Origin of the sequence: Mycobacterium sp. VKM Ac-1816D (genome assembly GCF_000416385.1) — a bacterium.
GTDB classification, from domain to species: domain Bacteria; phylum Actinomycetota; class Actinomycetes; order Mycobacteriales; family Mycobacteriaceae; genus Mycobacterium; species Mycobacterium neoaurum_A.
In genome coordinates, this window is record NZ_AOHQ01000140.1 from 36,359 (window position 1) to 59,272 (window position 22,914).

Annotated in this window: 23 protein-coding genes and 1 pseudogene; 7 read left to right on the top strand and 17 right to left on the bottom strand. The window is 67.1% G+C overall.

Going from position 1 to position 22,914, the window contains the following annotated elements; genetic code table 11:
• Positions 1-78 precede the first annotated feature (78 nt).
• Positions 79-1,788: a cytochrome c biogenesis protein DipZ gene (locus G154_RS20290; protein WP_019512005.1), complete on the top strand. Its 1,710-nt coding sequence runs from the start codon at positions 79-81 to the stop codon at positions 1,786-1,788.
• Positions 1,789-1,796: 8 nt separating this feature from the next.
• Here the strand turns inward: G154_RS20290 and G154_RS20295 are convergent, their stop codons facing one another.
• The gene (locus tag G154_RS20295) at positions 1,797-3,275 is read right to left on the bottom strand and encodes an amino acid permease (protein ID WP_023985599.1); all 1,479 of its coding nucleotides are present in this window, start codon (positions 3,273-3,275) and stop codon (positions 1,797-1,799) included.
• Positions 3,276-3,427: 152 nt separating this feature from the next.
• On the opposite strand from G154_RS20295, the gene G154_RS20300 reads away from it, so the two are divergent.
• The 3 genes from G154_RS20300 to G154_RS20310 all read left to right on the top strand — a co-directional run bounded on the left by G154_RS20300 (position 3,428) and on the right by G154_RS20310 (position 6,559).
• Positions 3,428-3,682 (top strand): DUF2631 domain-containing protein, encoded by a 255-nt coding sequence (locus G154_RS20300; protein ID WP_019512003.1) that lies wholly within the window; start codon positions 3,428-3,430, stop codon positions 3,680-3,682.
• A 119-nt stretch (positions 3,683-3,801) separates the two neighbouring features.
• Positions 3,802-6,009, top strand: a complete 2,208-nt coding sequence (locus G154_RS20305) for a beta-glucosidase (RefSeq protein WP_023985598.1) — start codon at positions 3,802-3,804, stop codon at positions 6,007-6,009.
• Positions 6,010-6,019: 10 nt separating this feature from the next.
• Positions 6,020-6,559, top strand: coding sequence for a TetR/AcrR family transcriptional regulator (locus tag G154_RS20310; RefSeq protein WP_023985597.1), 540 nt, complete (start codon positions 6,020-6,022; stop codon positions 6,557-6,559).
• Between the two features lies 1 nt (position 6,560).
• Here G154_RS20310 and rlmN read toward each other — a convergent pair whose 3' ends face one another.
• The 5 genes from rlmN to G154_RS20335 all read right to left on the bottom strand — a co-directional run bounded on the left by rlmN (position 6,561) and on the right by G154_RS20335 (position 10,744).
• Positions 6,561-7,658, bottom strand: a complete 1,098-nt coding sequence (rlmN, locus tag G154_RS20315; RefSeq protein WP_023985596.1) for a 23S rRNA (adenine(2503)-C(2))-methyltransferase RlmN — start codon at positions 7,656-7,658, stop codon at positions 6,561-6,563.
• A gap of 99 nt (positions 7,659-7,757) precedes the next feature.
• Positions 7,758-8,627, bottom strand: a complete 870-nt coding sequence (locus G154_RS20320; RefSeq protein WP_019511999.1) for a phosphatidate cytidylyltransferase — start codon at positions 8,625-8,627, stop codon at positions 7,758-7,760.
• Positions 8,627-9,184, bottom strand: a complete 558-nt coding sequence (gene frr, locus G154_RS20325; protein WP_019511998.1) for a ribosome recycling factor — start codon at positions 9,182-9,184, stop codon at positions 8,627-8,629. Before frr ends, G154_RS20320 begins: the two co-directional genes overlap by 1 nt.
• Before the next feature lie 24 nt (positions 9,185-9,208).
• Positions 9,209-9,952: a UMP kinase gene (gene pyrH, locus G154_RS20330; RefSeq protein ID WP_019511997.1), complete on the bottom strand. Its 744-nt coding sequence runs from the start codon at positions 9,950-9,952 to the stop codon at positions 9,209-9,211.
• A gap of 105 nt (positions 9,953-10,057) precedes the next feature.
• Complete coding sequence (locus G154_RS20335) at positions 10,058-10,744, bottom strand: class I SAM-dependent methyltransferase (RefSeq protein WP_019511996.1); 687 nt, start codon at positions 10,742-10,744, stop codon at positions 10,058-10,060.
• Positions 10,745-10,780: 36 nt separating this feature from the next.
• On the opposite strand from G154_RS20335, the gene G154_RS20340 reads away from it, so the two are divergent.
• Positions 10,781-11,221: a MarR family winged helix-turn-helix transcriptional regulator gene (locus G154_RS20340; protein ID WP_023985595.1), complete on the top strand. Its 441-nt coding sequence runs from the start codon at positions 10,781-10,783 to the stop codon at positions 11,219-11,221.
• An 11-nt stretch (positions 11,222-11,232) separates the two neighbouring features.
• Here the strand turns inward: G154_RS20340 and G154_RS20345 are convergent, their stop codons facing one another.
• From G154_RS20345 to rpsB, 3 genes are all read right to left on the bottom strand, one after another.
• Positions 11,233-12,627, bottom strand: coding sequence for an amidase (locus tag G154_RS20345; protein ID WP_019511994.1), 1,395 nt, complete (start codon positions 12,625-12,627; stop codon positions 11,233-11,235).
• A 95-nt stretch (positions 12,628-12,722) separates the two neighbouring features.
• Positions 12,723-13,550 (bottom strand): translation elongation factor Ts, encoded by an 828-nt coding sequence (gene tsf / locus G154_RS20350; RefSeq protein WP_019511993.1) that lies wholly within the window; start codon positions 13,548-13,550, stop codon positions 12,723-12,725.
• A gap of 21 nt (positions 13,551-13,571) precedes the next feature.
• Complete coding sequence (rpsB, locus tag G154_RS20355; RefSeq protein WP_036480300.1) at positions 13,572-14,384, bottom strand: 30S ribosomal protein S2; 813 nt, start codon at positions 14,382-14,384, stop codon at positions 13,572-13,574.
• Positions 14,385-14,682: 298 nt separating this feature from the next.
• On the opposite strand from rpsB, the gene G154_RS20360 reads away from it, so the two are divergent.
• On the top strand, positions 14,683-15,177 hold the full coding sequence (locus tag G154_RS20360) for a M23 family metallopeptidase (protein ID WP_019511991.1): 495 nt from the start codon (positions 14,683-14,685) through the stop codon (positions 15,175-15,177).
• Positions 15,178-15,214: 37 nt separating this feature from the next.
• Here the strand turns inward: G154_RS20360 and G154_RS20365 are convergent, their stop codons facing one another.
• From G154_RS20365 to G154_RS20400, 8 genes are all read right to left on the bottom strand, one after another.
• Positions 15,215-16,102 carry a tyrosine recombinase XerC gene (locus G154_RS20365; RefSeq protein WP_023985594.1) on the bottom strand — a complete coding sequence of 296 codons (888 nt, stop codon included), beginning with the start codon at positions 16,100-16,102 and terminating at the stop codon, positions 15,215-15,217.
• Positions 16,103-16,148: 46 nt separating this feature from the next.
• The gene (locus G154_RS20370) at positions 16,149-17,309 is read right to left on the bottom strand and encodes a lactate 2-monooxygenase (RefSeq protein ID WP_019511989.1); all 1,161 of its coding nucleotides are present in this window, start codon (positions 17,307-17,309) and stop codon (positions 16,149-16,151) included.
• Positions 17,310-17,313: 4 nt separating this feature from the next.
• The gene (locus G154_RS20375) at positions 17,314-18,165 is read right to left on the bottom strand and encodes a siderophore-interacting protein (protein ID WP_023985593.1); all 852 of its coding nucleotides are present in this window, start codon (positions 18,163-18,165) and stop codon (positions 17,314-17,316) included.
• Positions 18,166-18,241: 76 nt separating this feature from the next.
• Entirely contained in the window at positions 18,242-19,369 is a 1,128-nt protein-coding gene (dprA, locus tag G154_RS20380) for a DNA-processing protein DprA (RefSeq protein ID WP_019511987.1), read from the bottom strand.
• The gene (locus G154_RS20385; protein WP_019511986.1) at positions 19,366-20,877 is read right to left on the bottom strand and encodes a YifB family Mg chelatase-like AAA ATPase; all 1,512 of its coding nucleotides are present in this window, start codon (positions 20,875-20,877) and stop codon (positions 19,366-19,368) included. The genes dprA and G154_RS20385 overlap by 4 nt, the downstream gene beginning before the upstream one ends.
• Positions 20,877-21,245 carry a YraN family protein gene (locus tag G154_RS20390; protein WP_023985592.1) on the bottom strand — a complete coding sequence of 123 codons (369 nt, stop codon included), beginning with the start codon at positions 21,243-21,245 and terminating at the stop codon, positions 20,877-20,879. Before G154_RS20390 ends, G154_RS20385 begins: the two co-directional genes overlap by 1 nt.
• Before the next feature lie 94 nt (positions 21,246-21,339).
• Positions 21,340-21,837 carry a GAF domain-containing protein gene (locus tag G154_RS20395; RefSeq protein WP_019511984.1) on the bottom strand — a complete coding sequence of 166 codons (498 nt, stop codon included), beginning with the start codon at positions 21,835-21,837 and terminating at the stop codon, positions 21,340-21,342.
• A gap of 96 nt (positions 21,838-21,933) precedes the next feature.
• Positions 21,934-22,761 carry a DUF1206 domain-containing protein gene (locus G154_RS20400; RefSeq protein WP_023985591.1) on the bottom strand — a complete coding sequence of 276 codons (828 nt, stop codon included), beginning with the start codon at positions 22,759-22,761 and terminating at the stop codon, positions 21,934-21,936.
• 88 nt (positions 22,762-22,849) lie between these two features.
• Here G154_RS20400 and G154_RS26565 point away from each other — a divergent pair.
• Positions 22,850-22,914 (top strand): annotated as a pseudogene (locus tag G154_RS26565) (superoxide dismutase); the annotation flags it as partial.

The following is a 22,914-nucleotide window of genomic DNA, read 5'->3' on the forward strand; positions in this document are numbered from 1 at the left end:
ACATCAGCCCGGCCGCGATGCGGCCGGGCTGATGTGTGTTCGGGCCATCCAATTGCCTTGCCGTGACGAATAACTCATATGGCCACTCTGATCGCGATCGGCTTCCTCGGTGGCCTGATCACCGGCATCTCGCCGTGCATCCTGCCGGTGTTGCCGGTCATCTTCTTTTCCGGCACCCAGAGCGGGGACACCGACACACCTGCCCGCTCGGCGCCGACCTCGCGACTGCGGCCCTATTTGGTGATCGCCGGCCTGGTGCTCAGCTTCAGCCTGGTCACACTGGTCGGTTCGGCCCTGCTCGCACTACTGCGCCTGCCCCAGGACACGATCCGCTGGGTGGCGCTGGCGGCCTTGGTGGCGATCGGCCTGGGGTTGATCTTCCCGCGATTCGAAGCGCTGTTGGAGAAGCCCTTCGCACGGCTACCGCAGCGGCAGTTCGGTTCGGGTACCAGCGGTTTCGTACTGGGTCTCACCCTGGGCGTGCTGTACGTACCGTGCGCGGGTCCGGTGCTGGCCGCGATCGTCGTCGCCGGCGCCACGGGCAGCATCGGGGCCGACATCATCGCATTGACGCTGTCGTTCGCGATCGGCGCTGCCCTGCCGCTGCTGTTCTTCGCGCTGGCCGGGCGGCGGGTCACCGAGCGGGTGGCGGCATTCCGCCGCAGGCAGCGTGAGATCCGCGTGACTGCGGGCCTCGTCACGATCCTGTTGGCCGTGGCGCTGGTGTTCAATCTGCCCGCGGCGCTACAGCGCACCATCCCCGACTACACCGCAGCCCTGCAGGACCGGGTCGGTGGTGAGGAGCAGCTGCGCGAGAAGCTCAACCTCGGCGGGTTGGTCAACGAGCAGAACGCCGAATTGTCGAACTGCACCAACGGTGCGCCCGAGCTGGAAAGCTGCGGCACCGCACCGGATATCAAGGGCATCACGGCATGGCTCAATACTCCGGGCAATACACCGATCGACCTGAAGTCGCTGCGCGGCAAGGTGGTACTGATCGACTTCTGGGCCTACTCGTGCATCAACTGCCAGCGGGCCGCACCACATCTGGTCGACTGGTATGCGGCCTACCGTGATCGCGGACTGCAGGTCATCGGTGTCCACACTCCCGAGTACGCCTTCGAGAAGGTACAGGCCAATGTCGTCAGCGGCGCAGCCGATCTCGGCATCACCTATCCGGTGGCGATGGACAACAACTTCTCGACCTGGACCAACTACCGAAACCGCTACTGGCCGGCCCACTACCTGATCGACAAGAACGGCGTGGTGCGCCACATCAAATTCGGCGAGGGCGACTACGCCACCACCGAAAGGCTGATCCGCCAACTCCTTTCCGACGGCGACGGCCGCGCCCTACCCGCGGCGACGGAACGCTCGGACGACACCCCAACCGCCCCCACCACGCCTGAGACATACTTCAGCGTCGGCAAGGTGGTCAACTACGGCGGCACCGGGGTGTACGACGAGGGGACCCACACCTTCGACTTCCCGGACCGGCTCGCCGCGGACAGCTTCGCCCTGCGCGGGCCGTGGGCGCTGGACTATCAGGGCATCACCGCGCAGGCGCCGGGGTCGACGATCCGGCTGAACTATCGCGCGCGCAACGTCTATCTGGTCGTCGGCGGTGATGGCACCGTGCGGATCACCCGCGACGGCGTCACCCGCGAGATGCCGGTCACCGGCCCACCGAACATGCGGCAGATCATCGCCGACGACCCCGTGGGCGCCGGCACCGTCGAGGTGTCACTCGACGGTGGGCTGCAGGCGTATTCGTTCACCTACGGCTGAGTCGGTGTTCAGATCTTCCCATCCAGCGCCAACCGCTGCCCCAGCAACGAATGCCTGCGGCCGTACGCCAGGTAGATCAGCACACCGAACGCCATCCACACGACGAACCTGATCCAGGTCAGCGCGGTGAGATTGAGCATCAACCACAGGCACGCGACGATCGAGGCGATCGGCAGCAGCGGCACCCACGGCACCCGGAAGCCACGCTCGAGATCGGGGCGATTGCGCCGCAACACGATGACACCCGCCGACACCAGCACGAAGGCGAACAGTGTTCCGACATTGACCATCTCTTCGAGCCGATTGACCGGGAACAGCGAAGCGGCCAGCGCCACCAGCACGGCGACGATGACGGTGATCCGGACCGGTGTTCCCCTGGTGCCGGTGCGGGCGAGCGAGCGCGGGAGCAGGCCGTCGCGGGACATCGCGAACAGCACCCGCGACAGACCGAGCATCAGAACCATCACCACGGTGGTCAGGCCGGCCAGCGCGCCGATCGAGATGACCTTGGCTGCCCAATCCACACCGTTGAGCTCGAAGGCCGTCGCCAGGTTGGGATGCCCTCCACCGGCCTCCCTCATGTCGACATAGGAGGCCATCCCGGACAGCACCACCGAGACCGCCACGTAGAGGACCGTCACGATCGCCAGCGAGGCCAGGATGCCCCTGGCGACATCGCGTTGGGGGTTGCGGGTCTCCTCGGCCGTCGTCGCGACCACGTCGAACCCGATGAAGGCGAAGAACACGATCGACGCACCGGCGAGCAGACCGTAGACGCCGTAGTGGCTGCCCGCCGCACCGGTCAACAGCGAGAAGACCGACTGGTCCACACCGGAGCCCGCGGACTCCCCGGATTCGGTGGGCGGGATGAACGGGGTGTAGTTGGACACCTTGATGTAGAAGGCGCCGACGATCACCACCAGTAGCACCACCGACACCTTGATCGCGGTGATGACGAGACTGAAATGAGACGACAACTTGGTGCCCAGGGCCAGCAGTGCCGCGACGGTGCCGACGATCAGCAAGGCGCCCCAGTCGAAGTCGAGCGGCCCGACCGCGACGACACCACCGGAGAATCCGAAAACGGTTCCCAGGTAGCTCGACCAGCCCTTGGCCACCACGGCGGCGCCGACGGCAAACTCCAGGATCAGATCCCAGCCGATGATCCAGGCGATGAACTCGCCGAAGGTGGCATAGGAGAAGGTGTAGGCGCTGCCGGCCACCGGCACCGTCGAGGCGAACTCGGCGTAGCACAGGGCGGCCAGGCCGCAGGTGACGGCGGCCAGGATGAACGACAGCGAGATGGCCGGGCCGGTGATGTTGGCCGCGGTCGAGGCGGTGACGGTGAAGATGCCGGCGCCCACGACGACCGACACACCGAAGACCGTCAGGTCCCACCAGGTCAGATCCTTGCGCAGCCGGGTCCCCGGTTCGTCGGTATCGGCGATGGACTGCTCCACGGATTTCCTGCGCAATCGTTCCGTCACGCACGCAACGTACCCACTACAGGCCCTTTTCCACGCCTTTTTCCGGGCCTGTTTCCGGGCCTGTTTCCGGGCCTGCTCGCGAGCCTCGTTCTGGCGCGTCCGTCGCGGTGTGCCAGAATGGGCGCACTGTCCACCGGACGTGAGGAGAAGGCGTGTCCAGCACCGAGGTCGAGCGTCACAACGGCGTCGATACCGAAGATGTGCCCTCGGCGGCATGGGGCTGGTCCGTGGAGAACCCCCGGGTACTGCACATCATCGGAATCTTCGCCGCGATCTTCCTGGTCGTGATGACCCATGGCAACCATGTCGGACACGTCGAGGACGTCTTCCTCATCTTCTTCGCCGTGCTGATCCTCGGCATCGTGGCGCGCGACTGGATCGCCCGCAGCCGCGGCTGGTACCGCTAGCCCACACCATTTACGAGAACGCCCCGGAGCCCTGGCTACCGGGGCGTTCTCGTGCGCGGGGGTCCGTGGACGGATCAGCTGTGGGCCTTGGGACCGCGGAACTGTGGACAATGGGACAGGTGACCGAGCGCTCCGATGACATCACCGCACTGTCCACCGCCGAACAGGCCGCCCTCGGAAGTGGCGCCACGTTCTGGACCACCAAAGCCGTCGGGGATGTCCGCTCCATCCTGCTGACCGACGGCCCCCACGGGGTGCGCAGGCAGTCCGGCGCCGCCGATCACGTCGGGATCGCCGCGAGCGAGCCGGCCACCTGTTTCCCTCCGGCAGCGGGTCTGGCGCAATCCTGGGACCCGGAGCTGGTGCACCGGGTCGCCATCGCGTTGGGTACCGAGGCGCGGGCACTCGGGGTGAACGTGCTGTTGGGCCCCGGGATCAACATCAAGCGAGATCCGCGGTGCGGCCGCAACTTCGAGTATTTCTCGGAGGATCCGTTGCTCACCGGGGTGCTGGGTGCGGCGTGGGTGTCCGGCGTGCAGAGCCGCGGTGTAGGTGCCTCACCGAAGCATTTCGCCGCCAACAATGCCGAGGACGATCGGATGCGTGTCAGCTCCGAGGTCGACGAGCGCACCCTGCGCGAGATCTATCTGCGCGGTTTCGAACACGTCATCACCCGTGCCCTCCCCTGGACGGTGATGTGTTCCTACAACCGCATCAACGGCGTGTACGCAGCCGAGAATGATTGGCTGCTGAGCACCGTGCTGCGCGACGAGTGGGGTTTCGACGGCGTCGTGGTCAGCGATTGGGGTGCCGTGCGAGACCGGGTCGCCGCGGTCGCCGCTGGGCTGGATCTGGAGATGCCGGGTACCGGCGGCAACACCGACGACGCGGCCTGCGCCGCGGTGGAGTCCGGCGATCTGGATCCCGACGTTCTGACCCGTGCCGCCCAGCGGGTGGCACGGTTGGCCACGAGAGCCCACGAACACGATTCGGCGACAGCGACTTTCGATATCGACGAGCATCACGACCTGGCTCGGACCGCGGCCACACGCTCCATCGTGCTGCTGAAGAACGACGACGATGTGCTGCCGTTGAGTCCGGCATCCTCGGTCGCCGTCGTCGGCCCGTTCGCCGTGGCGCCGCGCTATCAGGGCGGGGGTAGCTCCCATGTGAACCCGACCCGGCTGGACATTCCACTGGAGGAGATCGAGATTCGGGCGCGCACAGTCACCCATGCCGACGGCATCACCGAGGACACCCTTGCCGCGGTGGCTGCCGCCGACGCCGCAGTGGTCTTCCTGGGCCTGCCCGCCGAGGACGAGTCCGAGGGTTTCGACCGTGCCGATATCGAGCTGCCCGATGAGCAACTCCAGCTGCTGGCCGCCGTCGTTCGCGCCCAGCCGCGCACGGTGGCGGTGCTGAGCCATGGCGGTGTGGTGCGGCTGCAGCCGGTCGCAGACCTGGCACCGGCGATGCTGGACGGCGCCCTGCTGGGGCAGGGCGGCGGAGCGGCCATCGCCGATGTGCTCTTCGGCGCGGTCAATCCCTCGGCCAAGCTCACCGAAACGGTGCCGGTACGCCTGCAGGACTGCCCCGCGTATCTGAACTTCCCGGCCGAGAACGGCAAGATCGTCTACGGGGAACGGATTTTCGTCGGGTACCGGGGCTACGACGCGCGCGATCTGGAGGTGACATTCCCGTTCGGGCACGGCCTGTCCTATACCAGCTTCAGCTATGACGACCTGACGGTCGAAGAGGGAACCGACCTCTGGACGGTGCGGGTGACGGTGACGAACACCGGATCACGGCTGGGTCGCGAGGTGGTGCAGATCTACGCGGGGCGCGCCGAGTCCCGGGTATCTCGGCCGCCGCGATGGTTGGTCGGTTTCGGTGAGCTGACGCTGCCGCCCGGTGACCGCCGCACCGTCGAGATCGCCGTCGCACGTGCCGAACTCGCCCATTGGGATGTCACCGCGTCGCGGTGGGTCGTCGAAGCCGGCGACTATTCCCTGGCCGCGGGCGCCTCCAGCCGTGACGTGCGCTTGAGCACCACGGTGAGCGTCTCCGGCGATGCGGTGCCGACGTCGTTCACCGTGGACTCCACGCTCGGGGAACTGCTGTCCGATCCGGCGGCCGCACCGGTGGTGATGACCGCGATGGCCGGGGCGGCGCCAGAGCACGATTCGGGCCAGGGACTGGGTACCGACATGCTGCGGATGCTCTCCTCGATCCCGATCGGCCGGCTCGCATCGCTCAGCGGCGGCACCGTACGCCCGGAGCAGGTTCAGGAGCTGCTCGAGACCATCAACGCTCGGCGGTCCTACTAGCATCATGGGCGTGAACAAGCCCCTGACCGCACATCCCGACGGTGCCGAGGACACCTCGACGCAGCGCCGGATCCTGGCCGCCACGGCCGAGGTGCTCGGCCGCAACGGTCAGACCAAACTGAGCCTGTCGGAAGTTGCGTTGCAGGCCGGAGTGTCCCGGCCCACGTTGTACCGATGGTTCGCGTCGAAGGAAGAGCTGTTGCGCGCCTTCGGAAGATACGAATCCGAGCTGTTCGACACCGGGATGGGCGCAGCCACAGCCGGTCTGCGCGGCACCGAAAGGCTGGATGCCGCATTGCGTTTCATCGTCGAGTACCAGCAGTCGTACTCCGGGGTGCGGGTGGTGGACATCGAACCCGAGGTTGTCATCAAGCAACTGGGTTATGTCATCCCGATCATGCGGGCACGCCTGCTCAAACTGCTCGGCGGCGCGAACGCCGAGGTGAAGGCTGCGACGGTGATCAGGGTGGCGATATCGCATTACATCGTGCGCAGCGACGACGATGCCCAGTTCCTGGCGCAGCTGCGCCACGCCGTCGGCATCAAGTAGATCAGCCCTCGGCGGCCAATTGCCCGCAGGCCGCGGCGATCTCGCGGCCACGGGTATCGCGCACGGTGCACGACACTCCCTTGGCCTGCACCCGTCGCACGAATTCACGCTCGACCGGCTTGGGACTCGCGTCCCATTCGCTGCCTGGTGTGGGATTCAACGGGATCAGGTTCACGTGGACCAGCGGGCCGAGCTTGCTGTGTAACTTCTTGCCCAGAAGGTCTGCGCGCCAGGGCTGATCGTTCACATCGCGGATCAGCGCGTACTCGATGGACACCCGGCGTCCGGTCGAATCGGCGTAGTAGCGCGCGGCGTCGAGCACCTCGTCGACACTCCAGCGGTTGTTGACCGGGACCAGGGTGTCGCGCAGTTCGTCGTCGGGGGTGTGCAGCGAGACCGCCAACGTCACGCCGAGCTTCTCGTCGGCCAGTTTCCGGATAGCGGGTGCCAGTCCGACGGTCGACACCGTCACCGACCGCGCACTGATGCCGAAGCCCTCCGGAGGCGGCGCGATGATGCGCTTCACGGCGGCCAGTACCCGGTTGTAATTGGCCAGCGGCTCCCCCATCCCCATGAAGACGATGTTAGACAGCCTGCCGTCATGTTCATTACGCATTGCCGCCGATGCCGCCCGCACCTGTTCCAGGATCTCGGCGGTGGACAGATTGCGCTGCAGGCCGCCCTGACCCGTCGCACAGAACGGGCACGCCATCCCACAGCCGGCCTGTGAGGAGATGCACACGGTATTGCGCTGGGGATAACGCATCAACACCGACTCGAAGGTGGTGCCATCGACCGCGCGCCACAGCGTCTTGCGGGTCTCGCCGGCATCACACTGGATCTGCTTGGCCGGCTGGATCAGGGTGGGGAACAGCGCTTCGGCCACCTGTTCGCGCACCGCGGCGGGCAGATCGGTCATTTCCCGTGGGTCGGCGCTCAGCCTGCCGTAATAGTGGTTGGCCAGCTGTTTGGCCCGGAATTTCGGCAGCCCCAGCTCGGTGACGGCGGCTATCCGGCCGTCGGCGTCGAGGTCGGCAAGATGCCGCGGCGGCAGAGCGCGTCGCGGGGCGTCGAAAACCAGCGGAAGGGAAACGGCCATGATCTGGTCCAGTATCTCATCCGGCGGGGCCGGGCCACCAATCTGCGATTTGTGGAGTCTGCGCCGCGACCATGGCGGCTGCGGCGCCACAAATCACAGTCAGGCGAGCAGCGTCAGCACGATCCAGCCGACGACGGCCGAGGGCAGCATCGCGTCGATGCGATCCATGATGCCGCCGTGCCCGGGGAGCAGCGTGCCCATGTCCTTGATGCCGAGGTCGCGTTTGACCTGAGATTCGACCAGGTCTCCCAGGACACCGGTGATGACCAGCAGCACACCCAGCGGTACACCGATCCAGGCCGGCCGGTCCAGCAGGAATGCCACCGAAAGGATCGCGGCGGCGGTGCCGAAGACCAGCGAGCCGCCCATCCCCTCCCAGGACTTCTTGGGGCTGATCGCCGGGGCCATCAGGTGTTTACCGAACAGCACACCGGCGACGTAACCACCGATATCGGCGAACACGACGGTGGCGATGATGGTGAACACCCGTTCCCCACCGTCGTCGGCGAAGATCAGCAGCGCGGTGAACGCCGCGAACAACGGCACCCACGTCGCCAGCAGCACCGACGCCGCGATATCGCGCAGATAGTTGATGGGCTGCTTGTTCAGCCCTTGGCCCAACAGCCGCCAGAACATGCAGATCACGACGGTGCCCGCATAGGCGCCCAGCAGTCCGGCGGCGCCGAACGGCCACGTCAGCCAGATCATCGCCTGGCCGCCGACCAGCAACGGCACGGTCGGTAGGACGAAGCCGTGCTCGCGCAGCCGTCGGATCACCTCATGGGTGGCGATGGCGATGGCGACGGCCAGCAGCGGCAGCCACCACAGCGGCGCGAACAACAACGTGCCGATGGCCATGCCGCCGAGCACGACGCCGACAGCGATGGCCGCGGGCAGGTCACGACCTGCACGCGAGGGCTTCTTCGGTTTTTCGGCGTCTACCACGGGAGTGCGCTGCTGAAAGGTCATCAGACCTCCAACAGCTCGCCTTCTTTGTGCTTGACCAGTTCGTCGATCTGGGTCACGTACTGCCCGGTCGTCTTGTCCAGGTCCTTCTCGGCGCGTCCGACCTCGTCCTCGCCGGCCTCGCCGTCCTTCTTGATCCGGGCCAGCTCGTCCATGGCCTTGCGCCGGATATTGCGCACCGACACCTTGGCGTCCTCGCCCTTGCTCTTGGCCTGCTTGACCAGTTCGCGACGGCGTTCCTCGGTGAGCTGCGGAATCGAGATCCGGATGACGCTGCCGTCGTTGGACGGGTTGACCCCCAGGTCGGAGTTACGGATCGCGTCCTCGATGGCCTTGAGTTGGTTGGCCTCGTACGGCTTGATCACGACCAGCCGCGCCTCCGGCACGTTGATGCTGGAGAGCTGGGTGATCGGGGTCATCGAACCGTAGTAGTCGATGTTCAGACGGGAGAACATGCCCGGGTTGGCACGGCCGGTGCGGATCGACGACAGGTCGTCGCGAGCCACCGACACCGCCTTCTCCATCTTCTCCTCGGCGTCGAAGAGGGTTTCGTCGATCACGTGTCTATCTCCTTAGAAGCGCGCTCAGCTGGTGACCAGAGTTCCGATCTTCTCACCTGCGACCGCTCGCGCGATATTGCCATCGGTGAGGAGATTGAACACCAGAATCGGCATGCCGTTGTCCATACAAAGGCTGAAAGCGGTCGAATCGGCCACCTGCAGGCCCCGGTCGATCACCTCGCGGTGGGTGATGGTGGTCAGCAGCTCGGCATCGGGCACCTTGCGGGGGTCCGCGGTGAAGACGCCGTCGACGGCCTTGGCCATCAGCACCACCTCGGCGCCGATCTCCAATGCGCGCTGCGCTGCGGTGGTATCGGTGGAGAAGTACGGCAGGCCCATGCCTGCACCGAAGATGACCACCCGGCCCTTCTCCAGATGTCGGCGCGCCCGCAGCGGGATGTAGGGTTCGGCGACCTGACCCATCGTGATGGCGGTCTGCACCCGGGTGTCGATGCCTTCCTTCTGCAGGAAATCTTGCAGCGCAAGGCTGTTCATGACGGTGCCGAGCATGCCCATGTAGTCGCTACGGGTGCGTTCCATACCGCGCTGCTGCAACTGTGCGCCCCGGAAGAAGTTGCCACCGCCGATGACGACGGCAACCTGCGCTCCAGCGCGCACCACGTCGGCGATCTGGCGGGCCACCAGGGCGACGACATCGGGATCGAGCCCGACCTGTCCCCCGCCGAACATCTCCCCGCCGAGTTTGAGCAGGACCCGCGTATAGGCGGGTCGGATGACCCCGGGGCTCGCGCTGCCTGGCTCTGCCATCAGACTCCTTCGGTCCCGTGACACAGAATTCGCAGACAATCCTGCCTCATCAACGTGCCCCTGCGACGCTCGGGTCGCAGGGGCACGTCATGACCGGTTCGACAGTCAGTCCAGATGGGCAGACAGCAGCCACGCACCGACCGATTTGAGGCCGGTGGGCTCCTCGCGGATGTCGTTACCCGCAAAAGGTCCGGCCGCCAGGATCGCATCGGGGAAGTTGGCATGGATGCGGGCAGGGCGGATCTCGTCGATCTGCCAGTACCTGCCGACCACATCCCGCAGTTCGGGCTCGGTGACGGCGTTCACGGGACCGCCGTTGGGCAGCGCTGCCGCATCGAAGACGAGCACGTGATAGGACGCACCGGGTGCGGCCGCCCGCACGATGGACCGTTGGTAGCCCTCGCGCAGCTCCACCGGCATCGAGTGGAACAGCGTCGAGTCGATGATGGTGCCGAAACGGCCGTCGTAGCCGGTGAACGAGCTGATATCGGCCACCTCGAAGTTGGCATTCGTCAGCCCGCGGCGGGCCGCCTCGGCGCGGGCGAGCTCGATGGCCGTCGGCGACTGATCCAGGCCGACGGTGGTGAAACCCCGGGCCGCGAGTTCCAGGGCGGTGGCGGCCTCACCGCATCCCGCATCCAAGACGTCACCGTGCACCTTGCCGGCCTCGATGAGCGCCGCGATCTCGGGTTGCGGCGCACCGATGCTCCACGGCGGACGGACGCCCTGGAACTCGGGCGCATCACCCCGGTAGGCCTGTTCGAACATTTCCTGCGGCTCGGGTGTCGTCATGAATCCGGTATATCAACCTGGTTGATATGTGTCAACATGGTTGACATGTCTTCTCCGCAGGCGGACCAACCATTGGGCTATCTGCTGCACCGCGCTGCGATGCGGTTGCGCGCCGACGTGACCGCAAATGTCCTCGAACCGTTGGATCTCGCCTTCCCGCAATACCTCTGCATGCGCATCCTGTCCAAGTCGCCGGGCCGGTCCAATGCCGATCTGGCGCGCGACCTTTCGGTCTCGCCGCAGGCGACGAACATGGTGCTGCGCGCCCTGCAGGAAAGAGGTCTGGTGACGCGGCCGGCCAGCGTGCCCTCCGGGCGCGCCCGACCGGCCGAGCTGACCCGCGAGGGCCGGATGCTGCTCACCCGCACCGATGAGGGCATCCGCGCGGCCGAGCACCGCGTGCTCGGGCGGCTGAGCGATACCGACCGCAGCGCGCTGAAACGGATCCTGGCCGCGGTCGGCGCGGAGCACAACTAGGTTCGCAAACGTCAGTCCTGGATACGCGGGAACGGGCTGGCCTGCTCCAGCTCGAAAGCCAGCTCCAACAGGACGCGATCGTTGCCCTGAGTTGCGGAGAACATCGCACCGAGCGGCAAACCGTCATCAGATGTGCCCAGCGGCAAGGAGATCGCCGGGTCACCGGTGATGTTCTGTAGCGGTGTGAAGGCCACCCAGTCGATCAACCGGTCGATGATCTGCCGATAGTCCGCGGTGGGATCGAGGTGCCCGATCCGCGGCGTGACATCGGCCAGCGTCGGCATCAGAAGGACATCGTATCGATGCCCCAGTTGCGCGGTGATCCGGCGGATCCGCGACAGTCGGGCGATGACCAGCGGCATGCGGTGCAGATTGCGGGCGGCCACCCGCTCCAGCCCCCGCGTCAGGTTGTCCAGCCGGTCCGGGTCGAAGCTGGGCCCGAAGGTGCGCTTACCGCCACGCACGAGCGCGAAGGCAAGCAACGACCAGTACTGCAGGAAGTCGTTGATGAACGATGACGGGATCGGATTGGCGATCTCGGTGACCTGGTGGCCGAGACCCTCCAACAGCGCCGCAGTCTTCATCGTCGCCTCACGCACCTGCGGGCCGGCCTCGCGCGCAATCGATTCGGTGGTGACCGCGATGCGCAGGCGACGCCGCCCCGGTCCGGTCACGTCACCGATGGCAGGCAGTTTGGGATTGCGGTAAAGCAACTCCATCTCCCGGTAGAACGCGGCCGTGTCGCGGACCGACCGCGTCACCACACCGTTGGCGACGATGCGCAGCGGCATCTGGCGCATCTGCCGGTCCAGCGGCAGTCGACCCCTTGTCGGCTTCAGGCCGACCAGTCCGTTGCACGCGGCCGGGATCCGGATCGAACCGCCACCGTCGTTGGCATGGGCGATCGGGACCACGCCGGCGGCGACGAACGCACCGGATCCCGATGACGACGCGCCCGCGGTGTGGTCGGTGTCCCACGGGTTGCGCACCGCACCGAGGCGCGGATGCTCGGCCGAGGCGCTGAACCCGAACTCCGAGAGCTGCGTCTTGCCCAGTGCGACCAGTCCGGTACCCAGATAGGCGCGCGCGAAATCACCGTCGGCGGGTGCGGGCCGCGGCGTCCAGGCGTCGGTGCCATCCATCGTGGGCATACCGGCCACGTCGGCGTTGTCCTTGACGAAGGTGGGCACTCCGGCGAAGAAGCCGCCCCGTGCGGCGGATGCGCGCGCCCGGTCATAGGCGCGGTAGGCCAATCCGTTCAGCGCCGGGTCGACCGTTTCGGCGCGGGCGATGGCTGCCTCGATGACCTCGGCGCGCGATACCGCACCGGCGCGCAACGCGTCCGCCAATCCGACCGCGTCGTGGTCACCGAGAGCGTCATCGCCGAAAGCGTGAATGCGGGCCATTCGACCGACGGTACCAGTCCGTACCACGGCGCTGTGCCAAAGCAGAGAACCCCGCGCCACCGAGGTGACGCGGGGTTCTGGCGAGACGAAACGTGTTAGTTCTGGCCGACCTCGAAGCGGACGAACCGGGTCACGGTCACGCCTGCCTCGTCGAGGAGCGCCTTGACGGTCTTCTTGTTGTCGGACACCGACGGCTGATCCAACAGCACGACGTCCTTGTAGAAGCCGGTCACGCGACCCTCAACGATCTTGGGCAGCGCCTGCTCGGGCTTGCCCTCGGCCTTGGCGGTCTCCTCGGCGATACGACGCTCGTTGGCGACGATGTCCTCCGGCACGTCCTCACGGGTGAGGTACTTGGCCTTCAGCGCCGCGATCTGCAGGGCCACGGTGTGCGCCGCGGCTTTACCCTTTTCGGCATCGCCGGCTTGGTACTCCACCAGCACACCCACGGCCGGCGGCAGATCCGCGGCGCGCTTGTGCAGGTAGGTCTCCACCTGACCGTCGAAGTACGCGGCGCGGCGCAGGACCAGCTTCTCGCCGATCTTGGCCGACAGGTCGGCAACGGCCTGCTCGACCGTCGAGTCGCCCACCTTGGCGGCATTGAGCGCCTCGACATCGCCGGCCTTCGCCTCCAGTGCGGCGGCCACGATCGTGTCGGCCAGACCCTGGAACTCGGCGTTCTTGGCGACGAAGTCGGTCTCCGAGTTGAGCTCGATCAGCACGCCGTCCTTGGCGGCCACCAGACCTTCGGCGGTCGCACGCTCGGCGCGCTTGCCGACATCCTTGGCGCCCTTGATGCGCAGCAGCTCGACGGCCTTGTCGAAATCGCCGTCCGATTCGGCCAGCGCGTTCTTACAGTCCATCATTCCGGCGCCGGTCAGCTCCCGCAGGCGCTTGACATCGGCAGCGGTGTAGTTAGCCATAAAGCCTTCTCCTGAAAAGATTTAGGAAGCGTCAGTGGTGGTCTCGGCGGCGGGAGCGCCCTCTGCGGCACCGGCCAGCAGCTCCTGCTCCCACTCGGCGAGCGGCTCGGCGGCGGCGTCCTGGCCTGCCTCGGCCTTACCGGCACCCGAGCGGGCCTGCAGACCCTCGGCGACCGCGGAGGCGATCACCTTGGTGAGCAGTGCGGCCGACCGGATGGCGTCGTCGTTACCCGGGATCGGGTAGTCGACCACGTCGGGATCGCAGTTGGTGTCCAGGATCGCGATGACCGGGATGTTCAGCTTGCGAGCCTCGGCAACGGCCAGGTGCTCCTTATTGGTGTCGACGACCCAGACGGCCGAGGGAACCTTGGCCATGTCGCGGATACCGCCGAGCGAGCGCTCCAGCTTGTTCTTCTCACGCGTGAGCATGAGGATTTCCTTCTTGGTGCGACCCTCGAAGCCACCGGTCTGCTCCATGGCCTCCAGCTCCTTCATCCGCTGAAGGCGCTTGTGCACGGTCTGGAAGTTGGTGAGCATGCCGCCGAGCCAGCGCTGGTTCACGTAGGGCATCCCCACGCGGGTCGCCTCTTCGGCGATCGATTCCTGCGCCTGCTTCTTGGTGCCGACGAACATGATGCTGCCGCCGTGGGCGACGGTTTCCTTGACGAACTCGTAAGCCGAGTCGATGTAGGTCAGCGTCTGCTGCAGGTCGATGATGTAGATGCCGTTGCGGTCGGTGAAGATGAACCGCTTCATCTTGGGGTTCCAGCGCCGGGTCTGGTGTCCGAAATGGGTGCCGCTGTCGAGCAGCTGCTTCATGGTCACGACGGCCATGGTTGTGCCTCACTAGGTGTTCGGTTGACGCCCGACATCGGTTGATGCCCGGCCCTGGCGCCTGCCGCTGCCGGACCCGTCCGGTTTCCCGGTCGGGACCGCCCGGCATGCTGAGCAACCTGTTTGTGCGGGTTGCGGTGCAGACGCGCGAAGTCAGCCCACGGATGTGAGCTGCGGGAAGAAGTTTACACCGTGCGAACCTGTGCTTTTACCACGCGCGTTTTCCACAAACGCCCGTTCATCCACAGTCGGCCGGTGTGGGGTTCCGATTCCGACGATAGCGCGCTGAACTGGGCAGATGAGATGGGCGGTGACCATCGTCGCCGCGGCGCTGGCCGTCGCGGCACCGGTGTCGGCCGAGGCGGCGCGGCTGTCCTGGCCGTTGCGGCCCGCCCCCGCCGTCACCCGGGGTTTCGACGCCCCGCAGCCGAATTGGCGGCCCGGTCATCGGGGGGTCGACCTGGGCGGTGCCGACGGGCAGACCGTGTACGCGGCGGGCGAGGGTGTGGTCGTGTTCGCCGCGGTGCTGGCCGGCCGGCCGTTGGTATCGGTGCAGCATCCCGGCGGATTGCGGACCAGCTACGAACCCGTCGAGGCCGCGGTGCGCCCCGGGCAGCACGTGTCGGCCGGGACCGCATTGGGCACGCTGCGCGCCGGTCATCCCGGCTGCCCGGTGTCGGCCTGCCTGCACTGGGGGGCCATGTGGGGTCCGGCCGCACGGGCGGATTACATCGATCCGCTGGGCCTGCTGGCCGGGACGCCGATCGTGCTCAAGCCGATTTCGGCGCGCTGACGCTCGCTCACCGAGCGCGAGCGCGCCGAAATCGTGTTCAAGCCCGCGGGTGCGCCTGATCGTGCACCGAGCGCAGCCTGGCCACGCTGACGTGCGTATAGAGCTGGGTGGTCGCCAATGTCGAATGGCCGAGCAGTTCCTGCACCACACGAAGGTCTGCGCCGCCTTCGAGTAGATGGGTGGCCGCGCTGTGCCGCAGGCCGTGCGGACCCAGGTCGGGCGCCCCGTCGACGGCGGCCATGGTCTGGTGCACGACGGTGCGCGCCTGCCGCTGGTCCAGCCGGCCGCCGCGGGCGCCCAACAACAGCGCCGGACCCGAGTGCGCGGTGGCCAGCGCGGGTCGACCGGTCTGCAGCCAGGCCGTCAGCGCATCCTCGGCGGGTTCGCCGTAGGGCACGGTGCGCTCCTTGTTGCCCTTGCCCAGGACCCGCAACAACCGGCGCGCGGTGTCGATATCGTCGACGTCCAGCCCGCACAGCTCGCTGACCCGGATCCCGGTCGCATACAGCAACTCAACGATCACCCTGTCCCGCAAGGCCAGCGGATCATGTTGCTGCGCACCGATGCTGAGCGCTTCCATGGCATCGAGGGCCTGGTCCTGGCGTAACACGGCGGGCAGCACGCGGTGCGATTTCGGTGTCTGCAACCGTGCGGCCGGGTCGGTGCCGAGCAACCCGCGGTGCAATGCCCAGCCGGTGAAGGTCTTCACCGCGGAAGTACGCCGGGCCAGGGTGCTGCGCGCCGCTCCGGCACCGGCCTGCGCGGCCAGCCAGGACCGCAGCCGGGGCAGGGTCAGGGTGCTCAGCCCGCCGCCGGTGAATTCGAACAGCGAACGCAGGTCCGACAGGTAGGCCCGGCGGGTATGTGCCGATCGGCCGCGGTTCAGCTCGAGATACTCGTCGAATTCCTCGAGCAGGGTCTCGATCGACGGTTCGGTCACCGCTTCACGGTCGCAGAATTCCCGAACGTGTCTAGTGGACGCGCCGCAACGTGTCCGGGGTGAGATCGGCCAGGCTGCGATAGCCGTCGATGGCCATCGTCAGGTCGGTCTCGGCCAGCAGCGACCGCAGCACGTGGACCACGCCGTCGGTGCCGCCGAGCGCGAGCCCGTAGACGTAGGGCCGTCCGACGCCGACGGCGGAGGCACCCAATGCCAGCGCCTTGACGATGTCGGTACCGCTGCGGACGCCGGAATCGAAGAGCACCGGTACGCCATCGGCGGCCTCGATCACCTCGGGCAGGCAGTCAAGGGCCGGCAACCCGCCGTTGGCCTGCCTGCCGCCGTGGTTGGAGCAGTAGATGCCGTCCATACCGACGTCGATGGAGTGCCGGACATCGTCGGGGTGCTGGATGCCCTTGACGATCAGCGGAAGTTCCGTCTGGGCCCGCAACCAGCGCAGGTCATCCCAGGTCACGGGTTGGCCGAAGGTGCTGACCCACTTCAGGATCGCGGCCTGCGGATTCTCTTCGGGCGACTGGGCCAGACCGGCCCGGAAGACCGGGTCACTCATGTAGTTGGACAGGCACTTGCCGCGTAGCTGCGGGAAGTTGGAGGTGCTCAGGTCGCGCGGGCGCCAGCCCGGCACCCAGGTGTCGAGGGTGACGATGATGGCCTTGTAGCCGGCCTTCTCGGCCCGCGAGACCAGGCTTGCGGCCAGCTCCCGATCCTTGGGGGTGTAGAGCTGGAAGAAACCGGGGGTGTCGCCGAACTCGGCGGCGACATCCTCCAGCGGGTCGGCCGTCAGGGTCGAGACCGTCATCGGCACCCCCGTGCGCGCGGCGGCCCGGGCGACGGCGAGGTCACCATGACCGTCCTGGCTGCAGATGCCGGTGACGCCGATGGGCGCCATGAATATCGGGGACGGCAGTGTCAGCCCGAACAACTCGATCTCGAGGTGTCGTTCGGTGGCCCCGACCCCCATCCGCGGGATCAGCCCCCAGTGCTCGAAGGCGGTGACGTTCACTCGCTGGGTGCGCTCATCCCCCGCCCCGCCGGCCACGTAGGACCACACCGACGGCGACAACGCATATTCGGCTCGCTGCTCCAGTTCGGCGAACAGAATCGGATACGACGGCAGCACCCCCGCCAGCCCTTGTAGATAGATCTCCAGCTGGTAGTCGCCGTATGCCATGGGGTCAGTCTGTCTGGCCCGCCTCGGCTTTGGCTAGCTCCGACTTCCATTCGCGGAAAGTTTCTTCGGTGCGGCCGCGGCGCCAGTAGCCCGAGATGGACGCCCACTTGGCCTCGACACCGCGTTCCTTGCGCAGGTAGGGACGCAGATTGTGCATCACCGCCTGCGCCTCGCCGTGGACGAAGACCTGGACCTGTCCGGGCAGCCACTTGGCCTCCTTCACCGCGGCGATCAGCGGGGCGTGGTCGCCTGCCTGTGCCTCGCTGACGAGGTCCGCGCGGCCGCCGCGGTAGATCCAGTGCACGTCGACGCCCTCCGGGCTGACGAATTCGATCACATCGTCGGGACCGCTGACCTCGATGAAGGCCTGGCCGATTGCGTTGGGCGGCAGCGCTTCCAGCGCCGCGCTGATGGCGGGTATCGCCGATTCGTCACCGGCGAGCAGATGCCAGTCGGCTGCCGGGTCGGGTGCGTAGGCGCCGCTGGGCCCCATCAGGTACACCGGCTGGCCCGGTTCCGCTGCCGCCGCCCACGGACCGGCCACCCCCAGTTCGCCGTGGACGACGAAGTCGATGGCGATCTGACGTGTGGCATCGTCGATGCTGCGCACCGTGTAGGTGCGCACCGTCGGGCGCTTGGACTCGGGCAGTTCGTTGAAGCTGTCGAGGGTCAGTGGGTGCGGCAGTGCCACGACGTCGACATCGGCCGGGACGATGACGATCTTGACGTAGGAGTCGGTGAACCCGCCGGGCTTGAAGGTGTCGAACCCGACACCGCCGAGCACCAGGCGAATCATGTGCGGTGTCAGCTGCAGCTTGCTGATCACTTCGAACGTATGAATAGGGCGTCCTGCCATGGCACTACCTCGCAATATCGTTAGCTGATCCGTTCACCACTCTACGAGGCACGCGTGGGTCGTGGTGGGCTCCGCGTCAATCGCAGGTGATCCGCCACCGCCCGTCGCGACGCTCAACCCGGCCGGCGATCTCCAGCAGCGCCAGCGGTCCCAGCACGAGTTCGGGCGGCACACCCGCGTCGACAGCGATCTGCTCGACGCTGCGCAACCCGCGCGCGGGCAACGCCTCGTACACCAGCATCTCCTCTCTGGACAATCCGTCGAGGGGCATCTGCGGATGCTCGGGATCATCGGCGAGTTCGCCTATCCTGCCCACGATTTCGACGATCTCCTCGGCCCGGCCGACCAAATCCGCCGTCCCGTTCCTGATCAGCACATGACACCCCGCCGAAGCGGCCGAGGTGACCGGTCCGGGCACCGCGCACACGGTCCTGCCCATCGCCCTGGCCCAGGCGGCGGTGTTCGCCGCGCCACTGCGCACACCCGCCTCGACCACCACGGTCGCCCCGCCGAGCGCGGCCACCAACCGGTTTCGGGTCAGGAACCGGTACCGGGTGGGCCGCTCCCCCGGCGCGTACTCGCTGAGCACCAGACCACTCGTCGCGATCCGATGCAGCATTCCGGAATGCCCAGCGGGGTAGGACACGTCGACGCCGCAGGCCAGTACCGCCACGGTGATGCCCTCGACCCCCAGCACCGAGCGGTGCGCAGCACCGTCGATGCCGTACGCACCGCCGGACACCACGGCCACATCACGCTCGGCCAGACCGGCGGCCAGATCGGCCGCCATGTGCTCACCGTATGACGTACACGCCCGGGTTCCCACGATGGCCGCCGACCGTGCCGCCACATCATCGAGCGCCGCGGGTCCCAGCGCCCACAACACCAGCGGTGACCGGCCCGATTCGCGGTCGGTGACCTTCGACGAGCCGAACACCCCGAACGCCAGGTGCGGCCACTGCGGATCATCGATGGTGATCAGCCGGCCGCCGCGCCGATCGAGCATCTCCAGATCCACTGCGGCACGGTCGATATCCCGGCGCGCGGATACCGCGTTACGCAACTCGTCCGGTTCGGCCCCGGCCCGGATGATCGCGGCGGCCTCGACGGGACCATGGGTGGCAACAAGTTTCGCGAGTTCGTGGTTGGGCGGCTCGGCGACCCGCGACAGGTACGCCCAGGCGCGCCGCACATCGTCGGTCATCGCGCACCCCCTTGGCGGAAGCTCAACGCGGTGGCCACGTGCTCGGGAGTCGGTGATTGCGCGCCGGCAAGATCGGCGATCGACCAGGCGATCCGCAGCGTGCGATCGGCACCGCGCAGATTGAGCTTTCCGCGGTCCACCGCCGCCCGCAGCACTGCCATCGTGGCCTTGCCGGGCCGGAAGGTGGTGCGCAAGGCCGTTCCCGGTACCTCGGCATTGGTCCGCACACCCAATCGTTGCCACCGATCGGCCGCTGTGGCGCGGGCCATCGCGACCCGGTCGCGCACCGCCGCGGTCGGTTCCGCCATATCGTGGGTGAACGCGCCCGAGCGAATCGCGTGCATCTCGACCTTGAGATCGACGCGGTCCATCAGCGGGCCCGACAGCTTGCCCAGATATCGCCGCTTGGCCCCCGGATTGCACAGGCAATCGGCCGGATTCGTGGGTGCGCACGGGCACGGGTTGGCCGCCATCACCAGTTGGAACCGCGCCGGGTACCGGGCCACGCCGTCGCGACGGGCCAGTCGGATCTCGCCGTCCTCCAGAGGAGTTCGCAGTGCTTCCAACACACTGGTGGCGATCTCGGCGCACTCGTCGAGGAAGAGCACACCGCGATGAGCCCGGCTGACCGCGCCCGGGCGCGCGAGTCCCGTACCACCGCCGACCATCGCCGCCACGGTCGAGGAGTGGTGCGGCGCGATGAACGGCGCCCTGGTGATCAGCGGGGTGTCCGGCGACAATGTGCCCGCGATCGAGTGAATAGCCGTGACCTCGATGGACTCCTCATCGGTCAATACCGGAAGCAGACCCGGTAACCGTTGCGCCAGCATCGTTTTCCCGATACCGGGCGGCCCGGTGAACAACAGATGATGCGCCCCCGCCGCCGCGATCTCGACGGCCATCCGCGCCTCGGTCTGCCCGATAAGATCGGCCAGGTCCGGGCACGGCGGCGCCGACGGCGTCTCCACATCCTCGATCCGACCGGTCAACCGCCCCGCGCCCTTGAACCAGGCGTGCAACTGCCGCAGACTCTGCACGCCCCACACCTCGATCCCGTCGACCAGGCTGGCCTCGGCCAGATTCCCGACCGGCACCACCACCGCGGGCCAACCATCGCGCTTGGCCGCCAACACCGCGGGCAACACACCGTTGACCGGCCGCACCCGGCCATCGAGCGCCAACTCGCCCAGCAGCACCGTCTTCTCCAACGCCGGCCACTGCTGCTTGAGCTGCGCCGACATCACCGCCGAGGCCAACGCCAAGTCATAGGCCGAGCCGCCCTTGGGCAACGTCGCCGGCGACAGCGCCAACGTCAACCGGGTGTCGGGCCAGCTGTTATCGCAGTTGGTGATCGCCGCCCGCACCCGGTTCCGTGCCTCCTGCAACGCGGTATCGGGCAACCCCACCAGGAACACCCCCGGAAGACCGCTGGTGATATCGGCCTCGATCTCCACCGTGATGCCGTCCAGCCCGCGGATGGCCACCGCGAACGCCCGTCCCAACGCCATCAGCCGACCGCCTCGAGATGACGCAGCTCCGGCTCCCGGCTGCGCCCGAATCGGATTCCGATCACATCGAGGCGCAGCCCGGCATAGCCGTCGGGATGCGCCGCCAGCCACAGCCCCGCCAACCGCCGCAACCGGCGCACCTTCTCGGGGGTGACGGCATACGCGATACCGCCGAACCGATCGCTGGTGCGCGCCTTCACCTCCACGAACACCACGACCCGAAACACCGGATCGAACGCGATCACATCCAACTCGCCGTATCGGCACCGCCAATTACGCTCCAGCACCGTCAAACCGAGCGAGCTCAGATGATCCGCCGCGATCTGCTCGCCCAAAGCCCCGATCTCGGCGCGGGTCCAGGTTTCCATGCCCCGACCCTGCACCCGGCCACAGACACCCACCGCCACGAAAGACCGACGCCGACCTACTTATCCACAATCACCGATTCATCCACAGCAGGATTCATCCCAGCGCGTCGCGGTCGGTGGCCACCACCTTCTCGACCTCGGCGCGCACCCGGTCCAGCTCAGCACGCTCATCGGCGGTGTACTCCCGCGCCGTGTCGTCCAGTACGCAGACCGTGCCGACCACTCGCCCATCGGCATCGTGCACGGCAACACCGAGATAGTTGTGCAATCCGAATTCGGTCTCGTCCTCGTTACCGGCAAAGATGGCGTCAACACGCGAATCCTCAACGAAGAGCGCCTCATCGGTATCCACCACCCGCTCGCAGTACAGCGGGGTCCGGCTGTCATCGGCGCCGGCCTTCTTACCCGCCGCACCCACGGTGTAATGCTTGGTCGCCTCTCCGGCGGTGGCCGCGACCACCATCGAGTCCGGATCCGAGCGCATCACCAGCACCGACTTGACGCCCAGGCGCGCGGCCAACTCCTCCAGCTGCGGCGCGATCCCGGACAGGGCCGGGGTGGAGTCGGTCTTGTGTGGCTCGGCGTGGCTCATGGCGGTGATTATCGAGGGCGCCCCATTGCGCACGCAATGGTTCTACTCAGGGTGTTCTTGTGAACCCGGGTCGAGGTACGGGCCCGCGGCCACCGCTCACATCCGCGAATACCGCGTCAGCGCAATGCTGTACAACCCGTAGGCGGCAAAGCCCACCGCCGCGGCCAGCAAGGTCACCTGGCCGTATTCCGTCTGCCCCAGCGCCCGTACCGCTGCATCCAGTCCGGTCGCCCGCGCCGGATCATGCAGAAACGATGCCGCGATCACCGAGATCCCCGCCGCTGACAACACCAGACCTTCGGCGACATGACCGACCAAACCCAGCACGGTCATCAGCTGTCCACCCCGCACCGTGAGGTCGCCGAGGAATTTCCTCGACGCGCCTTTGTAGATGAAGTAGCCGCCGAACGCCGCGATCGCCAACCCGACGGCGACCAGAACGGCCTTGCCACCACCGGTCTGCATCAGCCGCGCGCTCAGCCCGGCCGCCCGCTCACTGCCCTGCCTGCCCACGCCGATCGCGAACTGCACCGCCGCGAAGGCCAGCGCCAGGTAGACGACTGCCAGTCCGAGCGCCTTGAGCCGGTTGACCAACGGCGTATCCCGCTTGTCCGCGGTGGCGCTCTCACCCGGATGCAGCCCGAGCACCACCTCGGCCAATCGCCACATCGCCAATGCGAACAGACCGAATGCCACCACCCATAACGACATCGACCCGCCGCGCTGTCCGGCGAGCACCGCCAATGCCCCGGTCTGGTCGGCTTCTCCCCGGAACCCGAATGCGATGCGCGCGATGATGTAGGCGATCAACAGGTGCAGCATCCCGCTCACGGGGTATCCGATGCGGGCGATCGACTCGACGGTCCGACTTGCGGTGGCCCGGTTCACCGCGCCCTTGAAGGCACTCCACCTCGGGCCGGTCATGGCACCCATGGTGACGCAGCCGACGGTTGACCTCAAGGCCGCTTCAGGTTCTACCTTGGCCGAGGTACCCACAACGAAAGGAAACCCGGTGGCTGAATACACCCTGCCCGACCTCGATTACGACTACGGCGCCCTGGAACCCCACATCTCCGG

What these genes read in the sequence shown, in the direction of transcription:
- G154_RS20290 (WP_019512005.1), top strand. Translation starts at nt 79, where the DNA reads ATGGCCACTCTGATCGCGATCGGCTTCCTCGGTGGCCTGATCACCGGC.
- rlmN (WP_023985596.1), bottom strand. Translation starts at nt 7,658, where the DNA reads ATGGCCGTTTCCCTTCCGCTGGTTTTCGACGCCCCGCGACGCGCTCTG.
- G154_RS20320 (WP_019511999.1), bottom strand. Translation starts at nt 8,627, where the DNA reads ATGACCTTTCAGCAGCGCACTCCCGTGGTAGACGCCGAAAAACCGAAG.
- pyrH (WP_019511997.1), bottom strand. Translation starts at nt 9,952, where the DNA reads ATGGCAGAGCCAGGCAGCGCGAGCCCCGGGGTCATCCGACCCGCCTAT.
- G154_RS20335 (WP_019511996.1), bottom strand. Translation starts at nt 10,744, where the DNA reads ATGACGACACCCGAGCCGCAGGAAATGTTCGAACAGGCCTACCGGGGT.
- G154_RS20340 (WP_023985595.1), top strand. Translation starts at nt 10,781, where the DNA reads ATGGTTGACATGTCTTCTCCGCAGGCGGACCAACCATTGGGCTATCTG.
- G154_RS20345 (WP_019511994.1), bottom strand. Translation starts at nt 12,627, where the DNA reads ATGGCCCGCATTCACGCTTTCGGCGATGACGCTCTCGGTGACCACGAC.
- tsf (WP_019511993.1), bottom strand. Translation starts at nt 13,550, where the DNA reads ATGGCTAACTACACCGCTGCCGATGTCAAGCGCCTGCGGGAGCTGACC.
- rpsB (WP_036480300.1), bottom strand. Translation starts at nt 14,384, where the DNA reads ATGGCCGTCGTGACCATGAAGCAGCTGCTCGACAGCGGCACCCATTTC.
- G154_RS20360 (WP_019511991.1), top strand. Translation starts at nt 14,683, where the DNA reads ATGAGATGGGCGGTGACCATCGTCGCCGCGGCGCTGGCCGTCGCGGCA.
- G154_RS20370 (WP_019511989.1), bottom strand. Translation starts at nt 17,309, where the DNA reads ATGGCATACGGCGACTACCAGCTGGAGATCTATCTACAAGGGCTGGCG.
- G154_RS20375 (WP_023985593.1), bottom strand. Translation starts at nt 18,165, where the DNA reads ATGGCAGGACGCCCTATTCATACGTTCGAAGTGATCAGCAAGCTGCAG.
- dprA (WP_019511987.1), bottom strand. Translation starts at nt 19,369, where the DNA reads ATGACCGACGATGTGCGGCGCGCCTGGGCGTACCTGTCGCGGGTCGCC.
- G154_RS20385 (WP_019511986.1), bottom strand. Translation starts at nt 20,877, where the DNA reads ATGGCGTTGGGACGGGCGTTCGCGGTGGCCATCCGCGGGCTGGACGGC.
- G154_RS20390 (WP_023985592.1), bottom strand. Translation starts at nt 21,245, where the DNA reads ATGGAAACCTGGACCCGCGCCGAGATCGGGGCTTTGGGCGAGCAGATC.
- G154_RS20395 (WP_019511984.1), bottom strand. Translation starts at nt 21,837, where the DNA reads ATGAGCCACGCCGAGCCACACAAGACCGACTCCACCCCGGCCCTGTCC.
- G154_RS20400 (WP_023985591.1), bottom strand. Translation starts at nt 22,761, where the DNA reads ATGACCGGCCCGAGGTGGAGTGCCTTCAAGGGCGCGGTGAACCGGGCC.